Source organism: Actinosynnema sp. NPDC037264 (assembly GCF_055603705.1).
On record NZ_JBVJVK010000056.1, the window covers coordinates 14,159 to 37,321 of the forward strand.

19 protein-coding genes and 2 tRNA genes are annotated in these 23,163 nt (G+C 72.0%); 13 read left to right on the forward strand and 8 right to left on the reverse strand.

Going from position 1 to position 23,163, the window contains the following annotated elements:
* Positions 1–32: 32 nt before the first annotated feature.
* The 3 genes from ACZ7GX_RS36670 to ACZ7GX_RS36680 form a co-directional block, all read right to left on the reverse strand.
* Positions 33–362 carry a hypothetical protein gene (locus ACZ7GX_RS36670; RefSeq protein WP_498783786.1) on the reverse strand — a complete coding sequence of 110 codons (330 nt, stop codon included), beginning with the start codon at positions 360–362 and terminating at the stop codon, positions 33–35.
* A 23-nt stretch (positions 363–385) separates the two neighbouring features.
* Positions 386–1,378: a tetratricopeptide repeat protein gene (locus ACZ7GX_RS36675; protein ID WP_498783789.1), complete on the reverse strand. Its 993-nt coding sequence runs from the start codon at positions 1,376–1,378 to the stop codon at positions 386–388.
* A gap of 86 nt (positions 1,379–1,464) precedes the next feature.
* A complete protein-coding gene (locus tag ACZ7GX_RS36680; protein WP_498783791.1) occupies positions 1,465–2,073 on the reverse strand; it encodes an FMN-dependent NADH-azoreductase in 609 nt (202 codons plus the stop codon).
* 107 nt (positions 2,074–2,180) lie between these two features.
* On the opposite strand from ACZ7GX_RS36680, the gene ACZ7GX_RS36685 reads away from it, so the two are divergent.
* Positions 2,181–2,651, forward strand: a complete 471-nt coding sequence (locus ACZ7GX_RS36685) for a MarR family winged helix-turn-helix transcriptional regulator (RefSeq protein ID WP_498783793.1) — start codon at positions 2,181–2,183, stop codon at positions 2,649–2,651.
* A gap of 4 nt (positions 2,652–2,655) precedes the next feature.
* On the opposite strand, the gene ACZ7GX_RS36690 is transcribed toward ACZ7GX_RS36685, so the two are convergent.
* Positions 2,656–3,852 carry an NAD(P)/FAD-dependent oxidoreductase gene (locus ACZ7GX_RS36690; RefSeq protein WP_498783795.1) on the reverse strand — a complete coding sequence of 399 codons (1,197 nt, stop codon included), beginning with the start codon at positions 3,850–3,852 and terminating at the stop codon, positions 2,656–2,658.
* A 173-nt stretch (positions 3,853–4,025) separates the two neighbouring features.
* Between ACZ7GX_RS36690 and ACZ7GX_RS36695 the strand changes: the two genes are divergently transcribed.
* From ACZ7GX_RS36695 to ACZ7GX_RS36725, 7 genes are all read left to right on the forward strand, one after another.
* Positions 4,026–4,229, forward strand: coding sequence for a hypothetical protein (locus tag ACZ7GX_RS36695; RefSeq protein ID WP_053722955.1), 204 nt, complete (start codon positions 4,026–4,028; stop codon positions 4,227–4,229).
* A 66-nt stretch (positions 4,230–4,295) separates the two neighbouring features.
* Complete coding sequence (locus ACZ7GX_RS36700) at positions 4,296–6,155, forward strand: SDR family oxidoreductase (protein WP_498783797.1); 1,860 nt, start codon at positions 4,296–4,298, stop codon at positions 6,153–6,155.
* Entirely contained in the window at positions 6,152–7,732 is a 1,581-nt protein-coding gene (locus tag ACZ7GX_RS36705; protein WP_498783800.1) for an AMP-binding protein, read from the forward strand. Before ACZ7GX_RS36700 ends, ACZ7GX_RS36705 begins: the two co-directional genes overlap by 4 nt.
* Positions 7,733–7,758: 26 nt before the next feature.
* A complete protein-coding gene (locus ACZ7GX_RS36710) occupies positions 7,759–9,084 on the forward strand; it encodes a LuxR C-terminal-related transcriptional regulator (protein WP_498783801.1) in 1,326 nt (441 codons plus the stop codon).
* Positions 9,085–9,306: 222 nt separating this feature from the next.
* On the forward strand, positions 9,307–9,456 hold the full coding sequence (locus ACZ7GX_RS36715) for a hypothetical protein (RefSeq protein ID WP_230565996.1): 150 nt from the start codon (positions 9,307–9,309) through the stop codon (positions 9,454–9,456).
* 63 nt (positions 9,457–9,519) lie between these two features.
* Positions 9,520–10,011, forward strand: a complete 492-nt coding sequence (locus tag ACZ7GX_RS36720; protein ID WP_498783803.1) for a PH domain-containing protein — start codon at positions 9,520–9,522, stop codon at positions 10,009–10,011.
* A complete protein-coding gene (locus ACZ7GX_RS36725) occupies positions 10,008–11,699 on the forward strand; it encodes a PH domain-containing protein (RefSeq protein WP_498783806.1) in 1,692 nt (563 codons plus the stop codon). The genes ACZ7GX_RS36720 and ACZ7GX_RS36725 overlap by 4 nt, the downstream gene beginning before the upstream one ends.
* A 25-nt stretch (positions 11,700–11,724) precedes the next feature.
* Here the strand turns inward: ACZ7GX_RS36725 and ACZ7GX_RS36730 are convergent, their stop codons facing one another.
* Positions 11,725–12,699, reverse strand: a complete 975-nt coding sequence (locus tag ACZ7GX_RS36730) for a GlxA family transcriptional regulator (protein WP_498783808.1) — start codon at positions 12,697–12,699, stop codon at positions 11,725–11,727.
* 71 nt (positions 12,700–12,770) lie between these two features.
* Between ACZ7GX_RS36730 and ACZ7GX_RS36735 the strand changes: the two genes are divergently transcribed.
* Complete coding sequence (locus tag ACZ7GX_RS36735; RefSeq protein WP_498783810.1) at positions 12,771–14,066, forward strand: MFS transporter; 1,296 nt, start codon at positions 12,771–12,773, stop codon at positions 14,064–14,066.
* On the opposite strand, the gene ACZ7GX_RS36740 is transcribed toward ACZ7GX_RS36735, so the two are convergent.
* Positions 13,998–15,548, reverse strand: a complete 1,551-nt coding sequence (locus tag ACZ7GX_RS36740; protein ID WP_498783812.1) for a helicase HerA-like domain-containing protein — start codon at positions 15,546–15,548, stop codon at positions 13,998–14,000. The genes ACZ7GX_RS36735 and ACZ7GX_RS36740 overlap by 69 nt on opposite strands.
* Before the next feature lie 83 nt (positions 15,549–15,631).
* On the opposite strand from ACZ7GX_RS36740, the gene orn reads away from it, so the two are divergent.
* From orn to ACZ7GX_RS36755, 3 genes are all read left to right on the forward strand, one after another.
* Complete coding sequence (orn, locus tag ACZ7GX_RS36745; protein ID WP_498783814.1) at positions 15,632–16,243, forward strand: oligoribonuclease; 612 nt, start codon at positions 15,632–15,634, stop codon at positions 16,241–16,243.
* A 62-nt stretch (positions 16,244–16,305) separates the two neighbouring features.
* Positions 16,306–16,381, forward strand: a tRNA-His gene (locus tag ACZ7GX_RS36750).
* A 58-nt stretch (positions 16,382–16,439) separates the two neighbouring features.
* Positions 16,440–18,071: an ABC-F family ATP-binding cassette domain-containing protein gene (locus ACZ7GX_RS36755; protein ID WP_498783816.1), complete on the forward strand. Its 1,632-nt coding sequence runs from the start codon at positions 16,440–16,442 to the stop codon at positions 18,069–18,071.
* A gap of 4 nt (positions 18,072–18,075) precedes the next feature.
* On the opposite strand, the gene ACZ7GX_RS36760 is transcribed toward ACZ7GX_RS36755, so the two are convergent.
* Positions 18,076–19,278, reverse strand: a complete 1,203-nt coding sequence (locus tag ACZ7GX_RS36760; RefSeq protein ID WP_498783818.1) for a L,D-transpeptidase — start codon at positions 19,276–19,278, stop codon at positions 18,076–18,078.
* A gap of 233 nt (positions 19,279–19,511) precedes the next feature.
* Here ACZ7GX_RS36760 and ACZ7GX_RS36765 point away from each other — a divergent pair.
* Positions 19,512–19,584, forward strand: a tRNA-Lys gene (locus ACZ7GX_RS36765).
* 526 nt (positions 19,585–20,110) lie between these two features.
* Here ACZ7GX_RS36765 and ACZ7GX_RS36770 read toward each other — a convergent pair.
* The gene (locus tag ACZ7GX_RS36770) at positions 20,111–23,134 is read right to left on the reverse strand and encodes an AfsR/SARP family transcriptional regulator (RefSeq protein WP_498783820.1); all 3,024 of its coding nucleotides are present in this window, start codon (positions 23,132–23,134) and stop codon (positions 20,111–20,113) included.
* Positions 23,135–23,163 lie beyond the last annotated feature (29 nt).

The following is a 23,163-nucleotide window of genomic DNA, read 5'->3' on the forward strand; positions in this document are numbered from 1 at the left end:
AAGGACCTCCGGGTGAGGTGAACGGGGTGGGTTCAGCTACCGGAGGTGGTGGGCGGCGCGCGTTCGCCGAGCGGGGTCTGGCCGTTGCGCTCGGGGGTGCGGTGGGTCGGGTCGACGACGCGCACCCGCACCGGCGGCGCGGGCGTCACGTGCACGGCGGGCTGGACGCCGTCCAGCGGCTGGCCCACGTGCACCTGCACGGGGTGCGCGGCGTTCGTGCCGCGGGTGGCCGTGCCGGGCAGGTGGGCGGCGTCCACGGTGGACGAGACGGCGGCCACGTCGGCGGTCGTGCTCGGGCCGGGTCCGGACACGACGAAACCCGCGATCAACGCCAGGATCGCGAGCAGCGCGCGTCGGGTCATCGGCCTCCTTCCCGACGTCCAGGTTAGCGGCCCCCGGCGAGGACCACGACGGCTCCGCCGAGCAGGGCGCACAGCCACGCGATCACGAGCGGCTGCATCGTCGTGGCCCCGAGGAGGAGCGCCACCGCCCAGCCGGCGAGGATCACCGCGGACAGCCCGAACATGGTCGTGACGAAGGCCACCTTGGGCCGGTGCAGCGGCAGGCGGAGCAACGCCCGCCGCACACCGCCCCGGGCCTTGAACAGCGCAAGTCCCGCGACCACGAGGCAGCCGACGACCAGCAGCCCGGCGAACCAGCCGAGCAGCGGCGTCGGCTTGGGCATGCCCGCCAGCATCAGGACGAGGCCGCCGGCGACGAGCAGCGCGGCCAGCCGGGACAGCGCGGGCCACACCAGGACGTGCGCGGCGTGCAGCGCTTCACCGGACGGCGGCGGCACGGGCACGCCGCCGCGCTTGCGCCGGACGGTGGCCAGGTTCGCGCGCACGTCGCCGTCGTCCGGGTCGAGGCGCAACGCGGTGCGGTAGGCGCGTTCGGCGGTGCCCCAGTCGCGCACGCGCAGCGCGGAGTCGCCGAGCACCTGGAACGCGCGGGCCTCCGTCGGCGCGAGGTGCGCGGCCTCCCGCGCCACCGCCACGGCCTCGCGCTGCCCGTCGGGGCTGTCGGCCAGCACTTCGGCCAGCACCACCTGGCACCGCCAGTCGCCGGGCTTGCGCCGCACGCACTCCCGCGCCGCGACGACCGCCTCGGCGTGCCGGCCGAGTTCGCTCAACGCCAGCGCGGTCAGCCGCTGCGCCCACGCTGGGTCGCCGTCGAGCACCAGGGCCCGCTTGGCCGCGCTCAGCGCCGGGTCGGGCTCGCCCGCGTCGAGGTAGGCGGCGGCCAGTCGGCACCACGCCTCACCGTGCAGCGGGTTGGCCGCGAGGGCCGGCTGGAGCAGCTCGATCGCCTTGCGCGGCAACCCGCGGGCGGTCAGCTCGGCGGCACGCACCACGACCGCGGCGATCGACTCCGACATGGCCCACATGGTCGCAGGCCGACGACGCCTGCACTATCGGGTGACGGGCCGCCCCCTCGACCACGGCCCGTCACCCGATCTCCCCCTCAGGCGACGGCCAACTCGCGCACCACGCGGTGCGCGTCCTCCAACGAGGCGACCGCCAGGTCGCGGAACTGGGCCATGTGCGGCACGACGCCGGCCAACGTCAGCTCGGCGTGCACGAACTCCAGGTCCCGGTCCAGGCCCAGCATGCCGAACACCGCGCGCAGGTACGGCTCCTGGAAGTCGAACGAGTGCCGGGGCGTGCCGGGCCCGTAGGAGCCGCCCCGCGCGGTGACGACCACGACCCGCTTGCCGGTCAGCACGCCTTCGCCGGTCTGCTGGTCGGCCATCAGCTCCGGCACGATGATCCAGTCCAGCCACGCCTTGAGGCTCGACGGCAGGCCGTAGTTGTACATCGGCACGCCGAGCAGGATCGTGTCCGCCGCCTTCACCTCGGCGATCAGCCGCTGCTCCAACGGCCGGTCGCCGTCGGCCTCCCGGGTGGCCAGCGCCGCCGGGTCGACGTGCGGCAACGGCTCGGCGGCCAGGTCGCGGTAGGTGTACCCGCCGTCCGGGCGCGCGGCCCGCCACGCCTCGGCGAAAGCGCCGCTGACCTCGCGCGACACCGAACCCTCGAACCGCAGGCTGGTGTCGATGTGCAACAGGTGCACCATAGTCCCCTCTCGGAAGTTCTCGGTTCGGAACATATGGGCAGAGTCGTTATGAGTCAAGACGTTCTTACTCAAGAATATCTCACAGCCGGCGTATGATCCCGGGCATGGACCTCGCCCCCAGCCTCGGCTGCACGAGCCGTGCGGGCCTGAACTGGCTGCTGCACCGCGCGGCGCAGAAACTGGGCACGGTCGCGCAGGAAGCGGCGGTGCGGCACGGCATCACCACGCGGGGGCAGATCGTGCTGACCGCGTTGATCAGCGAGGAGTTCCAGCGCACCCAGCTCGCCCTCGGCCACGCGCTCGGCGTCGACAAGACCACGCTGACCGCGGAGCTGGACCGGCTGGAACGCGCGGGGCTGATCATGCGCAAGCCCGACCCCAACGACCGGCGCGTGCGCGTGCCGGTGATCACCGAGCAGGGCCGGGCCGTCCAGCGCGAGGTCGAGAAGCTGCACGTCCAGGTGGAGCGGGAGTTCACCGCCGAGCTCGCGCCGGATGAGGCCCGCGCCCTGCACGACCTGCTGGAGCGCCTGATCGCGGCCGACCACGGGCCGGACAGCGGCTCCTGCCTGTGACCGCCTAGGCCAGGTCGCCGCCGCGCAGCCGGTCCGGCGCCACCTCGGCCCGCGCGTCGACCAGCAGCTGCAACGCCTCGCCGTCGTCCCACTGGTTGACGTTCATCGCCGCCTGCACGCGCCCGTCGCGCAGCCAGAACGCGGTGAACTCGCGCGCGTCCACGTCACCGCGCACCACCAGCTCGTCGTGCTCGGCGTCGGCGAGCCCCCGGTACTCCATGCCCAGGTCGTACTGGTCGGTGAAGAAGTACGGCGACGCCTCGTACGGCTCGTCGTGCCCGAGGACCGTGCCGGCCACGTGCTCGCCCTGGCCCTTGGCGTTCGCCCAGTGCTCGACCCGGACCCGCCGCCCGTAGCGGGGGTGCTCGTGCGCGGCGATGTCGCCGATGGCGAAGACGTCCGGCGCGGAGGTGCGCAGCGCGGCGTCCACCGCCACCCCGCCGTCGGCCAACGCCAGGCCGGCGTCCCGCGCGAGCCCCAGGTCCGGCGCGGCGCCCACCGCGACCACCACGACGTCACCGGTCAGCGAACCGCCGTCGGCGAGCCGGACGCCGTGCTCGGTGAAGCCGTCCACCCCGACGCCGAGCCGCCACCGCACGCCGTGCGCGGCGTGCAGGTCGCGGAACACCTCGCCCATCCGCGGCCCGAGCACCCGCCGCAGCGGCAGGTCGACCGGGTCGACGACCGTCACCGACGCGCCGTGCCGCCGGGCCGCGGCGGCGACCTCGCAGCCGATCCACCCCGCGCCGACGACGACCACCTCGCGGCCGTCGGTCAGCTCCCGCCGCAACGCCAGCGAGTCCTCGACGGTGCGCAACGTCCGCAGACCTGGGAGCTCTCCGCCCGGCACCGGCAACCGGCGCGGCGTCGAACCCGTTGCCAGGATCAGCCGATCGTACGAGTGCGACCCACCGCCGGAGTCCTCGACCACGTGCCGGTCGACGTCCACCCCGACGACCTCGACGCCGAGCCGCAGCTCGATCCGGCGCTCGTCGTAGAAATCGGGCTCGTGCACGCGGACCGGCTCCTCGGCGTCGCCCAGCAGCACCTGCTTGGACAACGCCGGCAGCTCGTAGGGCCGGTGCCGTTCGCGGCCGAAGACGACCACGTCACCGGTGTGACCGCGCTCGCGCAACGCCCCGGCCGCCGAGGCGCCGGCCAGACCGGACCCGATTATCACGATCCGTTGCGGTTCAGCCATTTTCTCACCCCTTCAGGTGACTGCGACGACAGCCACATGCGACGCTAGCGACAGCTCGGCGCGGTCGCCCGGCGGATTGCCCCGTCATGGCACCAACCCGCGTGCGTCTCATCCCCACGAGCGCCCGGATTGGTCCGAGCACCCCGTGTCGAGACACCTGGAGGTTGGGGGCCGTGAGCACAGGCAAGGAGTGGCAGATCTCCTGCCGCGACATCGCGTCACGTCGCCGTGACATGACCGTTTTCGTCAGCCAGGGCCACGTCGTGGTGACGGTGCCGCCGGGTGAGGCGGCCGTGCTGACGCCGTTGGAGGTGGGCCGCCTGCGCGCGGCCTTGCGCGACGCGGTGGTGAACGCGTCCGGCACCCCGGAAAACTGATCACAGGCGTTCCGATTTCACCCCGCGCTCTTCCTACTCGCGGGTAGGTAGTGTCAGTATCGGGGCGTGAGTACCTACTTCGTCACCGGCGCGACGGGTTTCATCGGCAGGCGCCTGGTCGCCGAGCTCCTGCGGCGACCGGACTGCGAACGGGTGTTCGCGCTGGTCAGGCCGCAGTCCGCGGACAAGCTGGGCCGGCACGGCAAGCTGACGCCGGTGCTGGGCGACCTCGGCTCCCCGATCGACGCCGACCGGGTCGACCACGTCGTCCACCTGGCCGCCGTCTACGACTTCACCGCGTCCGCCGACGCGCACCACGCCGTCAACGTCGAGGGCACCCGGCGGGTCGTGGAGTACGCCGGGTGCACCGGTTGCGGGGTGCTGCACCACGTGTCGTCCATCGCGGTCGCGGGCGAGCACCGGGGCCCGTTCACCGAGGACGACTTCGACCTCGGCCAGCACCTGCCCTCGCCCTACCACGTGACCAAGCACGCGGCCGAGCGGATCGTCCGGGACCAGGGCACGCCGTGGCGCGTGTACCGGCCGGGCGCCGTGGTCGGCGACTCGCGCACGGGCGAGACCGACAAGGTCGACGGCCCGTACTACTTCTTCCCGGCGCTGGCCGCGCTCGCCCGCCTGCCACGCCTGCTGCCGCTGGTCGCGCCGCACTTCGGGGCCGCGAACCTGGTCCCGGTCGACTACGTGGTGGCGGCGCTGGACCGGTTGATCCACGCCGACGTGCCGTCCGGCAGCACGTTCCACCTCACCGCGCGCCGCTCGCAGCCGCTGGACGAGGTCCACAACGCGCTGGCCGCCGCCGCCCGCGCCCCGAAGGTCCGGTTCACCCTGCCACTGCCGCTGCCCGCCGCGCCGACGAGCGCGATCGTCACCGGCGTGCTCACCGAGCTGGGCATCCCGCCGCAGGTCGTGCCGCACCTCGCGGTGCACGCCGAGTTCGACTCGACCGCCACCCGCACGGTCACCGGCCTGGAACCGCCCGACTTCGCCGGCTACGCGCACGTGCTGTGGAAGTACTGGTCGGCGCACCTGGACCCGTTGCGCGCCGCGCGCAAGCACGGCCTGGCCGGGCGGACCGTGCTGATCACCGGCGCGTCGTCGGGCATCGGCGCGGCCACCGCGCTCGCCGTGGCCCGGGAGGGAGCCGTGCCGCTGCTGGTCGCGCGCCGCGCCGACGAACTGGAGGACGTCGCCGAGCGGATCCGCGCGGAGGGCGGCACGGCGCACACCTACCCGTGCGACCTGACGGACGCGGAAGCCGTCGGCGCGCTGCTCAAGCAGGTCCTCGCGGAGCACGACGGCATCGACGCGCTGGTCAACAACGCGGGCCGGTCGATCCGGCGCAGCGTGCACCTGTCCGTCGACCGGTTGCACGACTACGAGCGCACCATGGCGCTGAACTACTTCGCGCCGCTGCGGCTGGTCCTCGGCCTGCTGCCGCACATGAGGGAACGGAGGTCCGGGCACATCGTGAACATCTCCAGCATGGGCGTGCAGCTCAACACGCCTCGCTTCTCCGCCTACTTGGCCTCCAAGAGCGCGCTGGACGCGTTCAGCCGGGTGGCGGCCGGCGAGACGGTGGCGGACGGTGTCACGTTTACCTCCGTGCGGATGCCGCTGGTGCGAACACCCATGATCGGGCCGACGAAGGCCTACGACGCGTTCCCGGCGGCGACGCCCGAGCGCGCGGCGCGGTGGGTCGTCCACGCGCTGGAGCGCCGTCCCGAGGAGGTCAACCTCCCGTCCGGGCTGCTGGCCGAACTCGCCCGCAAGACCGCGCCGAAGCACGTGCGGTCGCTGGTGCACCTCGCTTACCGGGCCATGCCGGAGCGGGGCACGCCGCACACGCCGCCGCTGGCCGCCGTCGCCGCGGGCGTCACCCGCCTCGTCCTGCGGGCGACGCGGTGAACCGGGTCCTGGGAGCGCTGCGCGCCTTGGCGACGCTGGTGCGCGCCGGCGTCGTGCGGCCGATGGGCCCCGGCCGGCTGCTCGGCGTCGTCGACGCCTTCCTCCAGTGGGACATCACGGTCGCGTTCGGGTTCGCCACCGGCGCGGCGCGCCACCCCGACCGGCCGGCGATCATCGACGACGCGGGCACGCTCACCTACGCCGAGGTCGACGAACGCACCACCCGGCTCGCGCACGGCCTGCACGACCTCGGCGTGCGGTCGGGGTCGAAGGTCGCGGTGCTGTGCCGCAACCACCGCGGCTTCGTGGAGACCGTGGGCGCGTGCGTGAAGCTCGGCGCGCACACCGTGCTGGTCAACACCGGGTTGAGCGCGGCCCAGGTCGCCGCGGTGCTGCGCGAGCAGGACGTGTCCGTGGTCGTCGCCGACACCGAGTTCCGCGGCCTGCTGGCCAACGCGCCGCGCAAGGTCCGCCGGGTGATGGCGTGGGTCGACGGCGTCACCAAGAGCAGGACGCTGGAGCAGCTGATCGAGGGCTCACCCGCCACACCGCTGCCCCGACGCCCGCCGCGCGGCCGGATGATCGTGCTGACGTCGGGCACCACGGGCGCGCCCAAGGGCGCCAGGCGACCGGAGCCGGCGAGCCTCGCGCCGGCCGCCGCGCTGTTGTCCCGCATCCCGTTCCGGGCGGGCGACCGGTTCTCCGTGCCGGCGCCGCTGTTCCACACCTGGGGCCTGGCCGCGTTCCAGATCGGGCTCGTGCTCGGCGCGACGTTCGTGCTGCGCCGCAAGTTCGACCCGGCGCTCACGCTGGCCGACGCGCGCGACCACGGCAGCGACGCGCTGTTCGCCGTTCCCGTGATGCTGCAACGCATCCTGGAGCTGACCGGGCGCCCGCACCTGCCGAAGCTGCGGGTGATCGCCTCCAGCGGCTCGGCGCTGCCGCCACCGGTGGCGCGGCGGTGCCTGGAGGAGTTCGGCCCGGTGCTCTACAACCTCTACGGCTCCACCGAGGTGTCGTGGGTGACCATCGCCCGGCCCGAGGAGCTGGCCCGGCGCCCGGACACGGCGGGCCTGCCGCCGCACGGCACCCGGCTCGCGATCCTGGACGACGCGGGCGACCCGGTGCCGGCCGGCACGACCGGCCGCATCTTCGTGGCCAACGACATGCTGTTCGACGGCTACACCAACGGCGCGGGCAAGGAGGTCCGCGACGGCCTCATGTCGACCGGCGACCTCGGCTACCGCGACCGGGACGGCCTGCTGTTCGTCGCGGGCCGCGACGACGAGATGATCATCTCCGGCGGGGAGAACGTGTACCCGCGCGAGGTCGAGGACCTGCTGGCGGGGATGGCTGGGGTGCGCGAGGTCGCCGTGGTCGGCGTGCCGGACGAGCAGTTCGGCCAACGGCTCGCCGCGTACGTCGTGCCCGAGGCGCCGGGCGCGGTGGACGAGGAGGCGGTGCTCGACCACGTGCGCGGCAACCTGGCCAGGTTCTCCGTGCCGAGGGAGGTGGTCTTCCTCGACGCCCTGCCGCGCAATGAGACGGGAAAGGTGCTGAAGCGCGAGTTGGGGTGAGTACCCTCTCCAGCGGGGGCAGACTGATGACGATTCCCGTCCAGCGGGCGGCCGACCCGCGCGAGGCCGCGGTGTCCAACCTGCGCGAGGCGCGGATGGCGTTGGACGAGGGCCGCCCCGGCGACGCGCTGGAGGCCGCCGAGAAGGCGGTGGCCGCGTTCTCGTGGCTGGACGACGCCGAAGGCGTGGCGCACAGCGTGCTGGCCCAGTCCGTAGCGCTCGGCAAGCGCGGGCTGCTGCCGGGCGCGCTGGACACCATCGACCGGGTGCAGGCGATCGCGGCGGCCAACCGGCACGTCGGGCTCCAGGCGTGGTGCAGCTTCTCGCAGGCCGTGGTCGAGCTGCGGCTGGACTCGCGGGAGCGGTCGCTGCACTCGCTGGCGCGCGCCCTCGGCCTGGCCGAGCTGACCAAGGACGTCGAGCTGATCGGCTCGATCCTGTACGAGCAGGCCGGCGTCCTGCGCACGCAGTACCACGAGCACTGCATGGTGCGCACGGCGGCGAGCCGGTGCAGCCCGGACGGCGAGCCGTGCACGCGCAAGCTGCGGCGCGCGGAGGCGTTGTGCGCGCAGGCCCGCGACCGGTGGAAGCACCTCGACCAGCCGTTGCGGATGGCCCGGCTGAACCTGCTGCTCACGCACGTGCGGCTGGACCTGGGCGACGTGGACCGGGCGCTGCGCTCGTGCCAGCGGGCCGACCGGCTGCTCGCCGGGCAGGACCGGCCCGTGCTGCGGGCCGAGCTGCTGATGGCCCGGGCCCGGATCAGCGGGGTGCGGGAGCGGCACGACGACCAGGTGCGGCTGCTGACCCGTGCGGCGGAGCTGGCGATGGGCGTGCTGGCGCGGGAGGTCGCGGTGCGGGCGCACGGCGCGCTGAGCGTGGCCCACGAGCGGGCCGGGAAGCTCGACTCCGCGCTGCGGCACGCCAGGTCCCAGCTGGAGCAGTACCGGCTGTGGGAGCTCCAGGAAGGCCGGGACCTGCTGCGGATGCGGGAGCACGACCTGTCCGCCAGGCTGGTCGACCAGCTGGCCGAGCGCACGTTCGGGCTGCGCCGGGAGCAGCGGGCGGCGCCGGACCCGCTGCGCAGCTCGGCCACCGCCGAGCAGGACCACCGGCGGATCGCGCGGGCGCTGGGGTCCGGGCTGACCAAGCGGGGCATCGAGGTGCTGCGGCGCGTGGCCGCCGGTGAGAGCACCGCGGCGATCGCGGCCGAGCTGTCGTTGTCGCCGAAGACCGTGCAGAACCACCTCCAGCGGATCTACCGGACGATCGGCGTGCGCGACCGGGCGGGCGCGGCGGTCTGGTGGGTGGACCTGGACGAGGAGACCCGGGCACGACCGCTGCTCGACTGAGTCACCTCCGGGTTTCCGGCTCGTTACCCGTAATGGTGGGATGTCCCCGACGATCGGGGCCGCCGTCCCGTGGGTATTGCCTAGTGGGCAGGGGCAGAAGTGGGTGATGACCGTGAGGACCCCCCTGTGCCATGCTCCGCTTGGACGCTTCCGGGCGTTGTCCGCGGATCTGGTCCGGCTCCCCCCTGCCGACAAGCCGCTACGATCGAACGGAGTTCGACGATGGTTGTGCACTCCCTGCACAAGATCATGGCTGCGCTCGCCGTCTGCGCCGGTCTCGCGGTCGTCGTGGGTGTGCCCGCCGCCGTGGCCGTCCAGGGCGAGAGCGCCACGGCCAGGGTGTTCCAGGCGCCCTACGCACCGCAGCCGTAGCTGATCGGTCCCGAGGCCGGGTTCGCGCGCACGCGGGCTCGGCCTTGAGGCACAGTGGACGGCGTGAGCAACGAAGTGTTGCGCCTGCGTGCGCCGCGGCACCAGGTGAGCCGCAAGTCGATCACCCTCTGGACCCTGCACGCGCTGATCGGCTGGGCGGTGCTGCTCGTGCCGCAACTGGTCGCGCTGATCTTCGCCGCCTCGCCGTGGCAGGTGACCGCCGCGATCGCGACCCTCGTGCTCGGCACCGCGCACACCCTGGTCATGCCGCGGTGGCGGTACCGGGTGCACCGCTGGGAGGCCACCCCGGACGCGGTGTACACGCTGGCCGGCTGGCTGAACCAGGAGTGGCGCATCGCGCCGGTCTCGCGCATCCAGACCGTGGACACCAAGCGCGGTCCCCTGCAACAGCTCCTCGGGCTGTCCACGGTCACCGTGACCACCGCCTCGGCCGCCGGGCCCGTGCTCATCGAGGGCCTCGACCACGACGACGCGGTGCGGTTGGCCGACGAGCTGACCACGACCACGCAGGCCACGCCGGGTGACGCCACGTGAGCACGGACCTGCCCGCCGCGCCCGAGTACGCCGAGCCGGTGGTGGACTGGCACCGGCTGGACGTGCGGATGCTCGTCGTGCGACCGCTGAACGAGCTGCTCGGCCTGGTGCCGCTGTTCGTCGGCCTCATCGTGCTCGGCAAGGGCGAGACGTGGCGGATCCTCCTCAGCGTCGGCGTGATCGTCGCGATCGTGCTGTTCGGCCTGCTGCGCTGGATCACCACGCGCTACCGGATCACCACCGAGCAGGTCGAGATGCACACCGGGCTGCTCGTGCGCAAGCGCTTGGCGGTGCCGCGCGACCGGATCCGAACGGTCGACCTGACCGCCAAGCTCGGGCACCGGCTGTTCGGGCTGTCCGCGATCCGGGTCGGCACCGGGCAGCGCGACCAGCCGGGCGAGGACGGCCTGACGTTGGACGCGGTGTCGTCGGCCGAGGCGGAACGGCTGCGCGTGCTGCTGCTCACCATCGCCAAGGCGGAAACCCCTGCCGTCGCGGAGGAGGAGCGGCCGGGCGTCGTGCTGTCCGAATGGGACAACCGGTGGCTGCGGTACGCGCCGTTGACGTTGTCGGGCCTGGTGGCGGCGGGCGCGCTGTTCGGGTTCGTGATGAACTTCGCGCGGGAGCTGGACATCGAGGTGTTCGAGCCGATGAGCGAGGCCGCGCACTGGGTCGTGGCGCAGCCGCTCGGGCTGACCGTCGCGGTGTTCGCCGCGGTCGTGCTGCTGGTGGCCACGTTCGGCTCGGTGCTGGTGTACGTGGTGCAGTTCTGGGGCTACCGGCTGACCCGTGAGCCGGACGACACGGTCCGCGTGCGCCGCGGCCTGCTCACCACCCGTTCGGTTTCCGTTGCGGAGCAACGACTTCGCGGCGTCGAGCTGGTCGAACCGCTGCTGCTGCGCGCCGGGCGGGGTGCGCACGCCAAGACCGTGACGACCGGCCTGGGCCGCAAGGGCGAGAGCAACCTGCTGCTGCCGCCCGCGCCGGTCGCCGAGGCCCACCGCGTGTCCGCGGAGGTGCTGCGGTCGACGACCGACAGCGCCGACTGGGCCGCCACCACCGACCGGGCCGGCACTGCTGACTGGGCCGCCACCACTGGACAGCCTGGCACTGCCGAACGGGCCGCCACCACTGACTGGACCGCCACTGCCGAACACGCCGGCACTGCCGAACAGGCCGGCACCGGTGACCGGGACGGCACCAATGACCCGGTCACCACCGCTGACCGGGCCGGGGCGTCGCCTACGCGGACGCCGTTGCGCCGGCACCCGATCGCGGCCCTGCGCCGCCGGATGGTGCGCGCCGTCGTGCCGCTGCTCGTGCCGGCGGCCGTCCTGGCGTGGTTCGCGCCGAGCTGGACGTGGCAGGTGGTGCTGGCGCTGGTGCCGTTCTCCGCCGCCCTGGGCTGGGACCGCTACCGCTCGCTCGGCCACGCCCTGACCGACCGCCACCTCCTCGCCCGCGCCGGCTCGGCGGTCCGCGAAACCGTTGCGCTGCAACGCACCGGCATCATCGGCTGGCGCATCTCGCGCTCGTTCTTCCAACGCCGCGCGGGCCTGGTCACGATCACCGCCACCACCGCGGCGGGCGACGGCGCGTACCACGTGGTCGACGTGGGCGAGGCCGACGGCCTGGCGCTCGCCGACGAGGCCGTGCCGGGCCTGCTGCGCCCGTTCCTGGAGCGGTGAGCGGGGTGTGCCGGCAGCGGAGGCGCTAGCCCGCTGAGCGGAACGTGGTGCGGTAGGCGCTGGGCGACACGCCGAGCGCCGCGCTCATCTGCTGCCGCAGCGCCGCGCCCGTGCCGAAGCCCGCGTGCCGGGCCACCCGGTCGATGGCCAGGTCCGTGGTCTCCAGCAGGTGCCGTGCCCGTTCGACGCGCTGCTGCGTGATCCACTTGCCGGGGCTCACGCCGGTCTCCTCGCGGAACCGGCGGGTGAACGTGCGGACGCTCATCCGGGCCTGCGCGGCCAGCGCGCGCAGGTCCAGCGGCTCGTGCAGGTGCGCCACGGCCCACGCGCGGGCCTGCGCGGTGGACGTGTCGGCCTGGTCCGGGATCGGGCGGACGATGAACTGCGACTGCCCGCCCGGCCGCCACGGCGGCACGACGCACCGCCGGGCGGCCATGTTCGCCACCTCGCTGCCGTGGTCGTGCCGCACGACGTGCAGGCACAGGTCGACGCCCGCGGCGACGCCGGCCGAGGTCAGCACGTCGCCGGAGTCCACGAACAGCACGTCCGGGTCGAGGTCGACGGCCGGGAACAGGCGGCGGAAGTTGTCCGCGTGCGCCCAGTGCGTGGTGGCCCTGCGCCCGTCCAGCAGGCCGACCGCGGCCAGCACGAACGCGCCCGTGCAGATCGACATCACCCGCGCGCCCCGCTCCGCCGCCGCGAGCAGGGCGTCGCGCACCGCCGGCTCGACCGTGCCGTCCGCCAGCACCTGCGCCCCGTAGTGCACACCGGCCACGATCACCGTGTCCGCCTCCGCCATCAGCTCCAGGCCGTGGTCGGGGGTGATGGCGAACCCGGCCGCGCTGCGCACCGGACGTCCGCCCGGCGTGCAGACCCGCACCCGGTAGTAACGCCGTTCCTGCTCGTCGCGGGCGGCGTTGAGGACCTGCGTCGGCGTGCCGAGGTCGAACGTCACCACCTCGTCCAGCGCGAGCACGGCGACCAGGTGACGGCTCTTCATGGCCGGATTTTTGCACATGATGGCCATCCAGCCACTTTTCGGAACCGGGGCCATCGGTGAGGCTTCCTCACGTGATTCGCAGCAGGCAGAACTGGGCATGGGTGGTCGCCGGCGTCGCCTTCATCGCGCTCGTCGGCGCCGCGGCGTTCCGGGCCACCCCGGGCGCGTTGATCGAACCGCTGCAACGCGAGTTCGGCTGGTCCACGGCCACGATCGGCTTCGCCGTGTCGGTCAACCTCATGCTGTTCGGGCTGACCGCGCCGTTCGCCGCCGCCCTGATGGAACGGCTCGGCGTGCGCAAGGTCGTGGCCTCGGCGTTGACGCTGGTCGCGGTGGGCAGCGGGCTGACCGTGTTCATGACCACGGCCTGGCAGCTGGTGCTGTTCTGGGGCGTGCTGGTGGGCCTGGGCACCGGTTCGATGGCGCTGGCGTTCGTGGCGACCATCACCGGCCGCTGGTTCGTCAAGCACCGCGGCCTGGTCACCGGCATCCTGACCGCCGGCGGCGCGACGGGGCAGCTGGTGTTCCTGCCGGTGGTGGCGGCGTTGTCGGAGTCCTCCGGGTGGCGCAGCGCGTCCGTCGTGGTGTCGGTCGCGGCCCTCGCGGTGGTGCCGCTGGCGCTGCTGTTCCTGCGCGACCACCCCGCCGACGTGGGTGTGCCGCCCTACGGCGGCGACGAGATCGTGCCCGTCCCGCCGTCGACGGGCGGTGCGGCCCGCCGTGCCCTCGGCGCGCTGAGGAGCGCCGCGCGCACCGGACCGTTCTGGTTCCTGGCGGCGGGCTTCGCGATCTGCGGCGCGACCACGAACGGCCTGGTCGGCACCCACTTCATCCCCGCCGCGCACGACCACGGCATGCCCACCACCACCGCCGCGGGCCTGCTCGCCCTGGTGGGGATCTTCGACATCGTCGGCACGGTCCTGTCGGGCTGGCTCACCGACCGCGTCGACTCACGGGTCCTGCTCGCCGTGTACTACGCGCTGCGCGGCGCGTCGCTGCTCGTTCTACCGCAGCTGTTCCACGACTCGGTGCACCCGTCGATGCTCGTGTTCATCATCTTCTACGGCCTGGACTGGGTCGCCACCGTCCCGCCGACGGTGGCGCTGTGCCGGCAGGTGTTCGGCCTGTCCGCCCCGGTGGTCTTCGGCTGGGTCTTCGCCTCGCACCAGATCGGCGCGGCGATCGCCGCCACCGCCGCCGGCCTCACCCGCGACCACTTCGGCGACTACGCGCCGGCCTGGTACGTGGCCGGCCTGCTCAGCATCGGCGCCGCGTTCCTGTCGATGAAGGTCAAGCGCTCACCGGCGCTTGCGGGAGGTCCCGAAGAGGCCACGGGTGATCTCACGGCCCAGCGCGCTCGCGGCTGACCGGAGGAACGACTTCACCGCCGAGTTGCCGAGCACCTGCGACACCACGCCCGGCTCCTCGCGCTCGGCCCGGCGTTCGGGCTCCCGGGGCGGCGCCTCCTCCCGCGCGGGCGGGGGTGCCGCCTCCTCCCGCGCGGGCGGGGGCGCCACCTTCGCCGCCAGCTTCTCGTACGCCGACTCGCGGTCGACGGTCTCGGCGTACTTGGCGTGCAGCTCGGACGTCTCCGCGGCCTGCGTGATCGCGTCCGACCCGATCGTGTCCATCAAGGACCGCGGCGCCCGCAGCCTCGTCCACGCGACCGGCGTCGGCGCGCCCTTCTCGCTCAGCACGGTCACCACGGCCTCGCCGATCCCCAACGACGTCAACGCCTCGTCCAGCTCGTAGTGCGGCGTCGTCGGGTACGTCTTCACCGTCTTCGCCAGCGCCGCCTGGTCCTCCGGCGTGAACGCCCGCAACGCGTGCTGCACCCGTGCGCCCAACTGCGACAGCACCGCGTTCGGCACGTCGGTCGGCAGCTGCGTGCAGAAGAACACGCCCACGCCCTTGGACCGGATCAGCTTCACCGTCTGCGTGATCCGCTCCAGGAACGCCTTGGACGCGTCGGCGAACACCAGGTGCGCCTCGTCGAAGAAGAACACCAGCTTCGGCTTGTCCAGGTCGCCCTCCTCGGGCAGCACCTCGAACAGCTCCGCCAGCAGCCACATCAGGAACGTCGAGAACAGCGCGGGCCTGGCCTGCAACTCCGCCAGCTCCAGCAGTGACACCACACCGCGGCCGTCGACCAGCCGCATCAGGTCGCGCGGGTCGAGCTCCGGCTCGCCGAAGAACGTGTCGCCGCCCTGCGCCTCCAGGTTCACCAGCGAGCGCAGGATCACACCGGCCGTCGCCGGCGACACCCCGCCGAGGCCCTTCAGGTCCGCCTTGCCCTCGTCGGACGTGAGGTGCCCGATCACCGACCGCAGGTCCTTGATGTCCAGCAGCGGCAGCCCGCGCGAGTCGGCCCAGTGGAAGATCAGCCCGAGCGTGGACTCCTGGGTGTCGTTGAGCCCGAGCACCTTCGACAGCAGGATCGGCCCGAAGCTGGTGACGGTCGCCCGCACCGGCACCGCCGCCCCACCCGTGCCGAGCGACAGGAACTGCACCGGGCACGCCTGCGGCTGCCAGTCGTCACCCGTCTGGGTGGCACGCTCGGTGACCCGCTCGCCGCCCTCGCCCGGACGTGACAACCCCGACAGGTCGCCCTTCACGTCCGCCATCACCACCGGCACGCCCGCCGCCGACAGCTGCTCCGCGATCAGCTGCAACGTCTTCGTCTTGCCGGTGCCGGTCGCGCCCGCGACCAGGCCGTGCCGGTTCAGCGTGGCCAGCGGGAGCCGCACGCGCGCGGTCGGCTCCACCGTGCCGTCCACGAGGACCGCACCGAGTTCGATGGCCGCGCCTTCGGAGGCGTAACCGGCAGCGATGTCGCTCTGGGCCGTCATCGCCCTGAGCGTAATGAGATTGGTAGGGGCCGCCACCCGAAGCGACGCGGGGCCGGCGGGACCGGGCGACTAGGCTCGCGCGGGTGATGGATCGCTTGGTGTGGATCGACTGCGAGATGACAGGCCTCGACCTGGGCAAGGACGCCTTGATCGAGATCGCGGCGCTGGTGACCGACGCGGAGCTGAACGTGCTCGGCGAGGGTGTCGACGTGGTGATCCACGCCGACGACACCGCGCTCGACTCGATGCCGGACGTCGTCATGCAGATGCACGCCAAGTCGGGGCTCACCGAGGAGGTGCGGCGGTCGACCGTGACGCTCGCCGACGCCGAGGCGCAGGTGCTGGCCTACATCAAGGAGTGGGTGCCGGACCCGCGCACCGCTCCCCTGGCGGGCAACTCGATCGCCACCGACCGCGGGTTCATCGCCCGTGACATGCCCGAGCTCGACGCGCACCTGCACTACCGCATGGTCGACGTGTCGTCGATCAAGGAGCTGTGCCGGCGGTGGTACCCGCGCATCTACTACGCGCAGCCGGGCAAGGGCCTGGCGCACCGCGCGCTGGCCGACATCAAGGAGTCGATCCGCGAGCTGGCGTACTACCGGCGGACGGCGTTCGTGCCGCAGCCGGGCCCGTCCTCGGAGCAGGCGCAGGCCGTGGCGGCCGAACTGCTCGCCGCCGACGGTCCGGAATAGGGTCGATTTCAGACCCGGCGGTAGGGCACTGTATGCTTCACGCGCCGGGTCAACCGGTCTTGGTGGGTGTAGCTCAGCTGGCAGAGCACTGGGTTGTGATCCCAGGTGTCGCGGGTTCAAGTCCCGTCACTCACCCCAAGCGGAACGCCCCTCGACGCCCGAGTCGGGGGGCGTCTTCTTTTGCCCTGGAGTTGTCGTGAGCGCCACACTCGTCGCGAAGGACCTGGCCGCCGGGCACGGCGACCGCGTGCTGTTCGAAGGCCTTGACCTGGTCGTCGCACCCGGTGACGTGATCGGCCTGGTCGGCGCCAACGGCGCGGGCAAGTCGACGTTGCTGCGGACGTTGGCCGGCCTGCTGCCCGCCGAGCAGGGTGTGATCCGCCTCTCACCGACCACCGCGACCGTCGGCCACCTGCCGCAGGAACCGGACCGGCGTGCCGACGAGACCGTGCGGGACTTCCTGGCCCGCCGCACGGGCGTGGCGGCGGCGCAGGTCGAGCTGGACCGGGCGACCGAGGCGTTGTCGTCGGGTTCGGGTGACGACGGCTACTCCGACGCGTTGGAGCGGTGGCTCGCGCTCGGTGGCGCGGACCTGGAGGAGCGGTCGCTGGAGGTGGCCGCCGACCTGGGGCTCGACGTCTCGCTCGACCTGCCGATGACCGCCCTGTCGGGTGGTCAGGCGGCCCGGGCGAGCATGGCGTCGTTGCTGCTGAGCAGGTACGACGTGTTCCTGCTCGACGAGCCGACCAACGACCTCGACCTGGACGGACTGGCCCGGCTGGAGCGGTTCGTGACGGGGCTGCGGGCGGGGGTCGTGGTGGTGTCGCACGACCGCGAGTTCCTGGCCCGCACGGTGACGCGGGTCGTGGAGCTCGACCTGGCGCAGCAGCAGGTGCGCTCCTACGGCGGCGGCTACGAGTCGTACCTGGAGGAGCGGGAGATCGCCCGCAGGCACGCGCGTGAGGAGTACGAGGAGTACGCGTCCACGCGGTCGTCGCTGGAGGAGCGCGCCCGGGCGCAGCGGGCGTGGATGGAGAAGGGCGTGAAGAACGCCCGCCGCAAGGCGCCCGACAACGACAAGATCGGGCGCAAGTTCCGCACCGAGGCGACCGAGAAGCAGGCTTCGAAGGCGCGGCAGACCGAGCGCCTGATCGAACGCCTGGACGTGGTCGAGGAGCCGCGCAAGGAGTGGGAGCTGCGGATGGAGATCGCCGCCGCGCCCCGGTCCGGTTCGGTGGTGTCGGTGCTGCGGGCGGCGGTGGTGACCCGCGGGTCGTTCACGCTGGGGCCGGTGGACCTGCAGGTGGACTGGGCGGACCGGGTCGCCATCACCGGGGCCAACGGCTCGGGCAAGTCGACGTTGCTGGCGGCGCTGCTGGGCCGCGTCCCGTTGACCTCGGGTTCGGCGTCCCTCGGCTCGGGCGTGGTGGTCGGCGAGATCGACCAGGCGCGTGGTTTGTTCCTGGGCGACGAGCCGTTGCTGGACGCGTTCGGCGCGGCCGTGCCGGACGTGCCGCCCGCCGACGTGCGCACGTTGCTGGCGAAGTTCGGGCTCAAGGCGGCGCACGTGCTGCGGACGGCGGCGTCGCTGTCGCCCGGTGAGCGCACCCGTGCCGCGTTGGCCCTGCTCCAGGCGCGCGGGGTCAACCTGCTCGTGCTGGACGAGCCGACGAACCACCTCGACCTGCCCGCGATCGAGCAGCTGGAGTCCGCGCTGGACTCCTACCAGGGCACCTTGCTGCTGGTCACCCACGACCGCCGGATGCTGGACGCGGTGCGCACGACCCGCCGCCTGGCCGTGGCGGCGGGTCGCGTCACCGAGCTGTAGGGCCCTAGCGGTTGCCCTTGACCCACTGGTCCCACGGGATCTGCCAGTCGCCGAAGCCGTCCCACGACTCCAGCACCGGGCCGCCCGAGTTGGTGACGATCACGACGTCGCCCTGCTTGGAGTTGTCGAACACCCACTTGGCGTTCTCGGGCGAGAGGTTCAGGCAGCCGTGGCTGACGTTGCGGTGGCCCTGGTCGCCGATGGACCACGGCGCGCTGTGGAAGAAGATGCCGGAGTTGGACATCCGGTAGGCCCAGTCGACCGGGGTGACGTAGCCGCCCGCCTCCAGCGACAGGCCGTAGGTGCGGGAGTCCATCACCATGTGGGCGTGCTTCTCCATCAGCACGTAGGTCCCCGTGGGGGTCGGGTTCTGCGCGTCGCCCATGGAGGTCGGCATGGTGCGCACGACCTGGCCGTTGACCTTGGTCACGACCTGGTGCGTCTGACCGTCCGCCTCGTGCACGACGGCGTCGCCGATCGTGGTGTTGATCACACGGTCTTCTTCGCCGTACACGCCGTTGCCCACGTGCTTGCCGTAGATCTTGGCGTTGATCGTGATCTTGGTGCCGGGCGTCCAGTAGTTCTGCGGCCGCCAGTGCGCCGTCTTCTCGTCGAACCAGTAGAAGGCGCCCTCGACGCGCGGCACCGTGGTGATCGAGATCATCGCCTCGGCGGCGGCCTTGTCCGCGATCGGCTCGTCGAAGTAGAACGCGAGCGGCTGGCCGACGCCGACCGTCGTGCCGTCCTGCGGGTTGACCGACAGGTAGGTCAGCGTGCGCGGCTTGACGGTGGTGAAGGTGGAGGTCTTGGTGACCGGCTTGCCGTCCGCGCCCTCGCCCGTCACGGCCAGCGTGTAGGTCTTCTGGTAGCCGAGCGGCTCGGTGTTGGTCCACTGCAGACCGTCGGGGCTCACCTGGCCGGCCACGGCCTTGCCCTCCGGGTTGGTCAGCGCGACCGACGTGATCTTGCCGTCGGTGGCGGTGGCGACGACCGGCACGCCGGGCTGCACGTCGACCGCCGCGTCCGCGGGGCCCGTGGTCAACGACACGGGCTTGGGCGGCGGTGTCGACGACGTAGTGGTGGTGGTTGATTCGCCGCCCGCGTCCCCCGTCGCGGCCGAGCCGGAAGAACAACTCGTGACCAACGTCGCGACCAGCCCGATCGCGACGATCCCCAGCGCTCGGCGCGCCCCCCGCTTGCGGTACATCCCCGTCCTCCGCTTCGTCCCCAGAACGCCGTGACAGTCCGCAACAGGAGTCTGTCGGCGCCCCTGACAAGGTGACGCCTGGAGGGTTGACGATGTTGCCCGAGATGCTGGATCGTTACCAAGGCGAAGTTCCCCCTGCATCAGGGCGACACACCCACCCTGACCAGGCGATTGGGAGCCCGGTCGGACGCTGTGCTAATGTTCTTCACGTCGGACGGAGCAAGAGAGTCCGAGCGCCGCTAGCTCAACTGGCAGAGCAGCTGACTCTTAATCAGCGGGTTCGGGGTTCGAGTCCCTGGCGGCGCACAACACAGCGAGAGGGTCACCATTCCGGTGGCTCTCTTGTTGTCTTTCCCGGCGATGAACGCCACGAAGGAGCGGGTGGGAACTCGTTCTTCCCACCCACGTCCTCAGGTCGGCGCCTCGGAGGTTCCACCACCGGTACTGCCGGCTCTACCTATGTCGGGTTCCATCAGAGCTCCTCGTTCGAGTCGCGACACCGCTGCGCGGTCGTCATCCGATGCGGCCGGGCCATTGCACAACGCACGCCGAGCTGCCCAGGTCGGCTTCGGCGGCCGTTGCCGTCGGGCCGCCGAGCACGAATGCGACGACGGCGAGTGAACCGATGAGCGGGGCAGCAATCTTCCGCATTGCGCGGGACACGTGGGTACGCACGGGCGCAGTAGATCACCCGCCCCAGTGGTCCGTTCACACGGGGGTGGTCCTCGTCCGGGTGTCACCCACCCGTCAGAGAAGAGCGGCGACACCATTGATGCATAACTATTTTGTTGTCTCACTCAACATTCACTGGATCAGGTGACGTCCTTTCCTGTCAGTTCTTACGCTCAGTGATCTCCCGGGCGGGGGTCCCGGTGAAGTCGGGTGCCGCCCCACGAGGCTCAGGAATGGCACTGCGAATGGTCTTCACATCAGCCAGGTGTTCCGTCACCACCTCGGCCTCCACCTCCTGCACCCCTCGCAGCACCCCGGCGGCCAGCCGGAACCGCTCTTCGGCCTCGTCCAACCGCCCGAGGGCCACGAGCGCGTGACCCCAGACGTGCAGCGCGCGCCCCTGCCCCGCACGTGCCCCTAGGACGTGACACGTGGAAACCGCCTCTTCAGCGTGGCCGATCGCCTCACCGAACCGGCCCAGGTCGTACTCCACCTCGGTGAGGGTGACGAGCGCGTCGGCCGTGCGCGCGCGATCACCGCCGATCGGGTGCAGCGCCAGGGCTTCGTGGAGCCGGCGCAGGGCCTCCTCGTGCTCGCCCCGCTCGAAGTGGAGCCGCCCGACGTCCGTGAGGGTGGTCGCCACTCCCCTGATGTGCCCTATCGAACGACGGATGGCGAGCGCCTGGTAGTAGTGCTCCAACGCGAGGTCGTCCTGCTCCGCTTTGCGGTACGCGTTCGCGAGTTCATTCAGGGCGTACGCCTCGCCGTCGCGGTAGCCGGACCTGCGCGTCGCCTCCAAGGTTTCCCGGTACAGCTCGATCGCCGCGCCGACCTCGCCCAGGGCCAGGCGGATTCCGGCCAGGTTGTGCGAGCAGATGAGTTGGATCTCGTGCGCGCCGATCGCCTCCGCCAGGTCGGATCCGGCTTTGAAGTGCTCTTCCGCTTCGGCGTACTTGCACAACCGGTACAGCACCATTCCGACATTGCTGTGCGTGCCGCTCAACGCTTCCAGGTCGCCGAGCGCGGCACACGATTTGAGCGCCGCCCGGTGACTGATGAGGACGTCCTCGAAATGCCCGGACCGGTCGTAGGCCTCGTGGAAATTCGCGGAGAGCCGCCACGCGTGCGCGTGGAATCCGTGGCGCACGGCTTGCGGCACCGCGGCGACCAGGTTCGCCCGCTCCCTGGTGAGCCACCGCAACGCGTCCGACTGGTCCGCGAGCGGCACCGGCTTCGCCGACATGCCGGGCAGTGGCGGCACCGGCGAGGTCTGGGGGTCCAACAAGTGTGCCGCGACCCCGGACGAAGCCAGGTACCAGTCCAGCAGCCGCGTCATCGCGTGCTTGCGCGCCTGCGCGGGCTCGTCGCGGCGCACGAGGTGCAGGGCGTAGCCGTACAGCGTGTCGTGCAGCCTGAACCGCCGCGGCACGGCGCCGTAGTCCAGCAGGTTGCTGCGCACCAGCGTGCTGAGGTGCGCGCTGACCGCGTCGTAGGGCTCGCCCAGGAGCGCGACCGCCGCGTCGACGCAGAACTCGGCCGTCGGGTTCAGCGCCAGCAGCCGGAACATCCGCGCGGTGTCCGCGGGCAGGTCGCGGAACGACCAGGAGAACGCCGCCGGCAGCGTGGCGCTCTCGTCGTCGCTGTCGTGCACCGATCCGAGGATCCCGAGCCCTTCCTGCCCCTTGAAGTCCTCCACGAGATCGCCGATCGGGGTGTCCGGCCGGTTCGCGACGTGCTGCGCGATGATCCTCAGCCCGAGCGGCAGGCCGTCCACCAGACCGGCCAGGTCCCGCAGCGCCGCGGGGTCGGCGTCGGAGCGCTGGCGGCCGATCTCGTTGCGCAACAACGTGATCGACTCCACCGTCGACAGCGGCGGCACGGGCACGAGGTCGACGTGGTCGAGGACCTTCAGCCCCATCAGCCTGGTCCGGCTCGTGATGATCGTGAGGCACTGCGGCGTCGCGGCCAGGACCGGCCTGACCTGCGCGCTCTCGTGCGCGTCGTCGAGCAGGACCAGCATCCTGCGGTTGCCCAGCACCCGGCGGAGCTCGAGCTGCCGCTCGCCGCCGGTGGCGGGTATTCGCTCGGCGCCGAGCGACCTCAGCAGGAACGCCAGCACGTCGTCGGGCGCGACCCGCGTGCCTGGGCTGGCGCCGCGCAGCTCGAGGTACAGGTTGCCGTCCGGGAACCGGTCGCGGTGCCGTGCCGCCCACTTGAGGGCGAGCTGGCTCTTGCCGACGCTCGGCATCCCGTGCAGCGCGACGACCCGGCCCTGGTCGCCCTCGCCGAGCAGGGCGTCGAGCCTGGCCAGCAGGTCGTCGCGGCCGGTGAAGCTGCGCGCGGGCGGCGGCAGCTGGTGCGGCGCCGTCGTGCCCGACACCGCGGTGCTCTCCTGCTTGCGCAGGATGCTCTTGTAGAGGTCCCGCAGCTCCGGCCCGGGTTCGGCGCCGACGTGCTCGAACAGGCGCTGGCAGAACACGGCGTAGAAGTCGAGCGCCGTGGAGTAGCGGCCCAAGGCGTCCAGGGAGCGCAGGTACAGGCCGGCGAACGCCTCGTCCGGGGCCTGGGTCGCGGTGAGCCTGCCCGCTTCCGCCATCACCTCCAGGTGCTCGCCCAGTTGGCGCTGGCTGTCCAGCAACGCGTAAAACGCGGGCATCCGGTCGAATGTCTCCATCTGGTCACGACAATGGTCCGCCCACGCCCCGCCGAGCTCTTCGAGGGGTCGGCCGTTCCACTGCGAAAGCGCCTCGCGCAGCAATGCCTTGGCTTCGCGGTGGTCACCCCGAGAGGCCGCTACCCGACCCATCTCCGCCAATTTGCGGAAACGGTGGTAGTCGATCAGGTCCGCCTGCGCCAACACCAACCGATAAGCGTTGCCCTCCTTCGGTATCGAGGCGCCTGTCCCCGATTTGGCCAGAATCGAGCGCAGTCTGCTGACGATCGGCTGCAGGTTTCGTTTCACCTGCTCCGGACCGCTGTCCGGCCAGAGCACCTGCGCGATGGTGTCCACTTGGACCGGTCTCGGGAAGTAGTACAGGAGCAATGTGAGCACGCCGCGGTGCTTGGCCGGCCCGAGATCGCAATCATTCCCGTCGATGTGTAATCGCGTCTTGCCGATGATCTTGAACTCCACCAGCGCCACCCTTTCGCTGGCCAACTTGCCCTTGGGCACAGTGTGCTTCACTGGGAGGAAGTTCCGCAGGCTCGTTTACC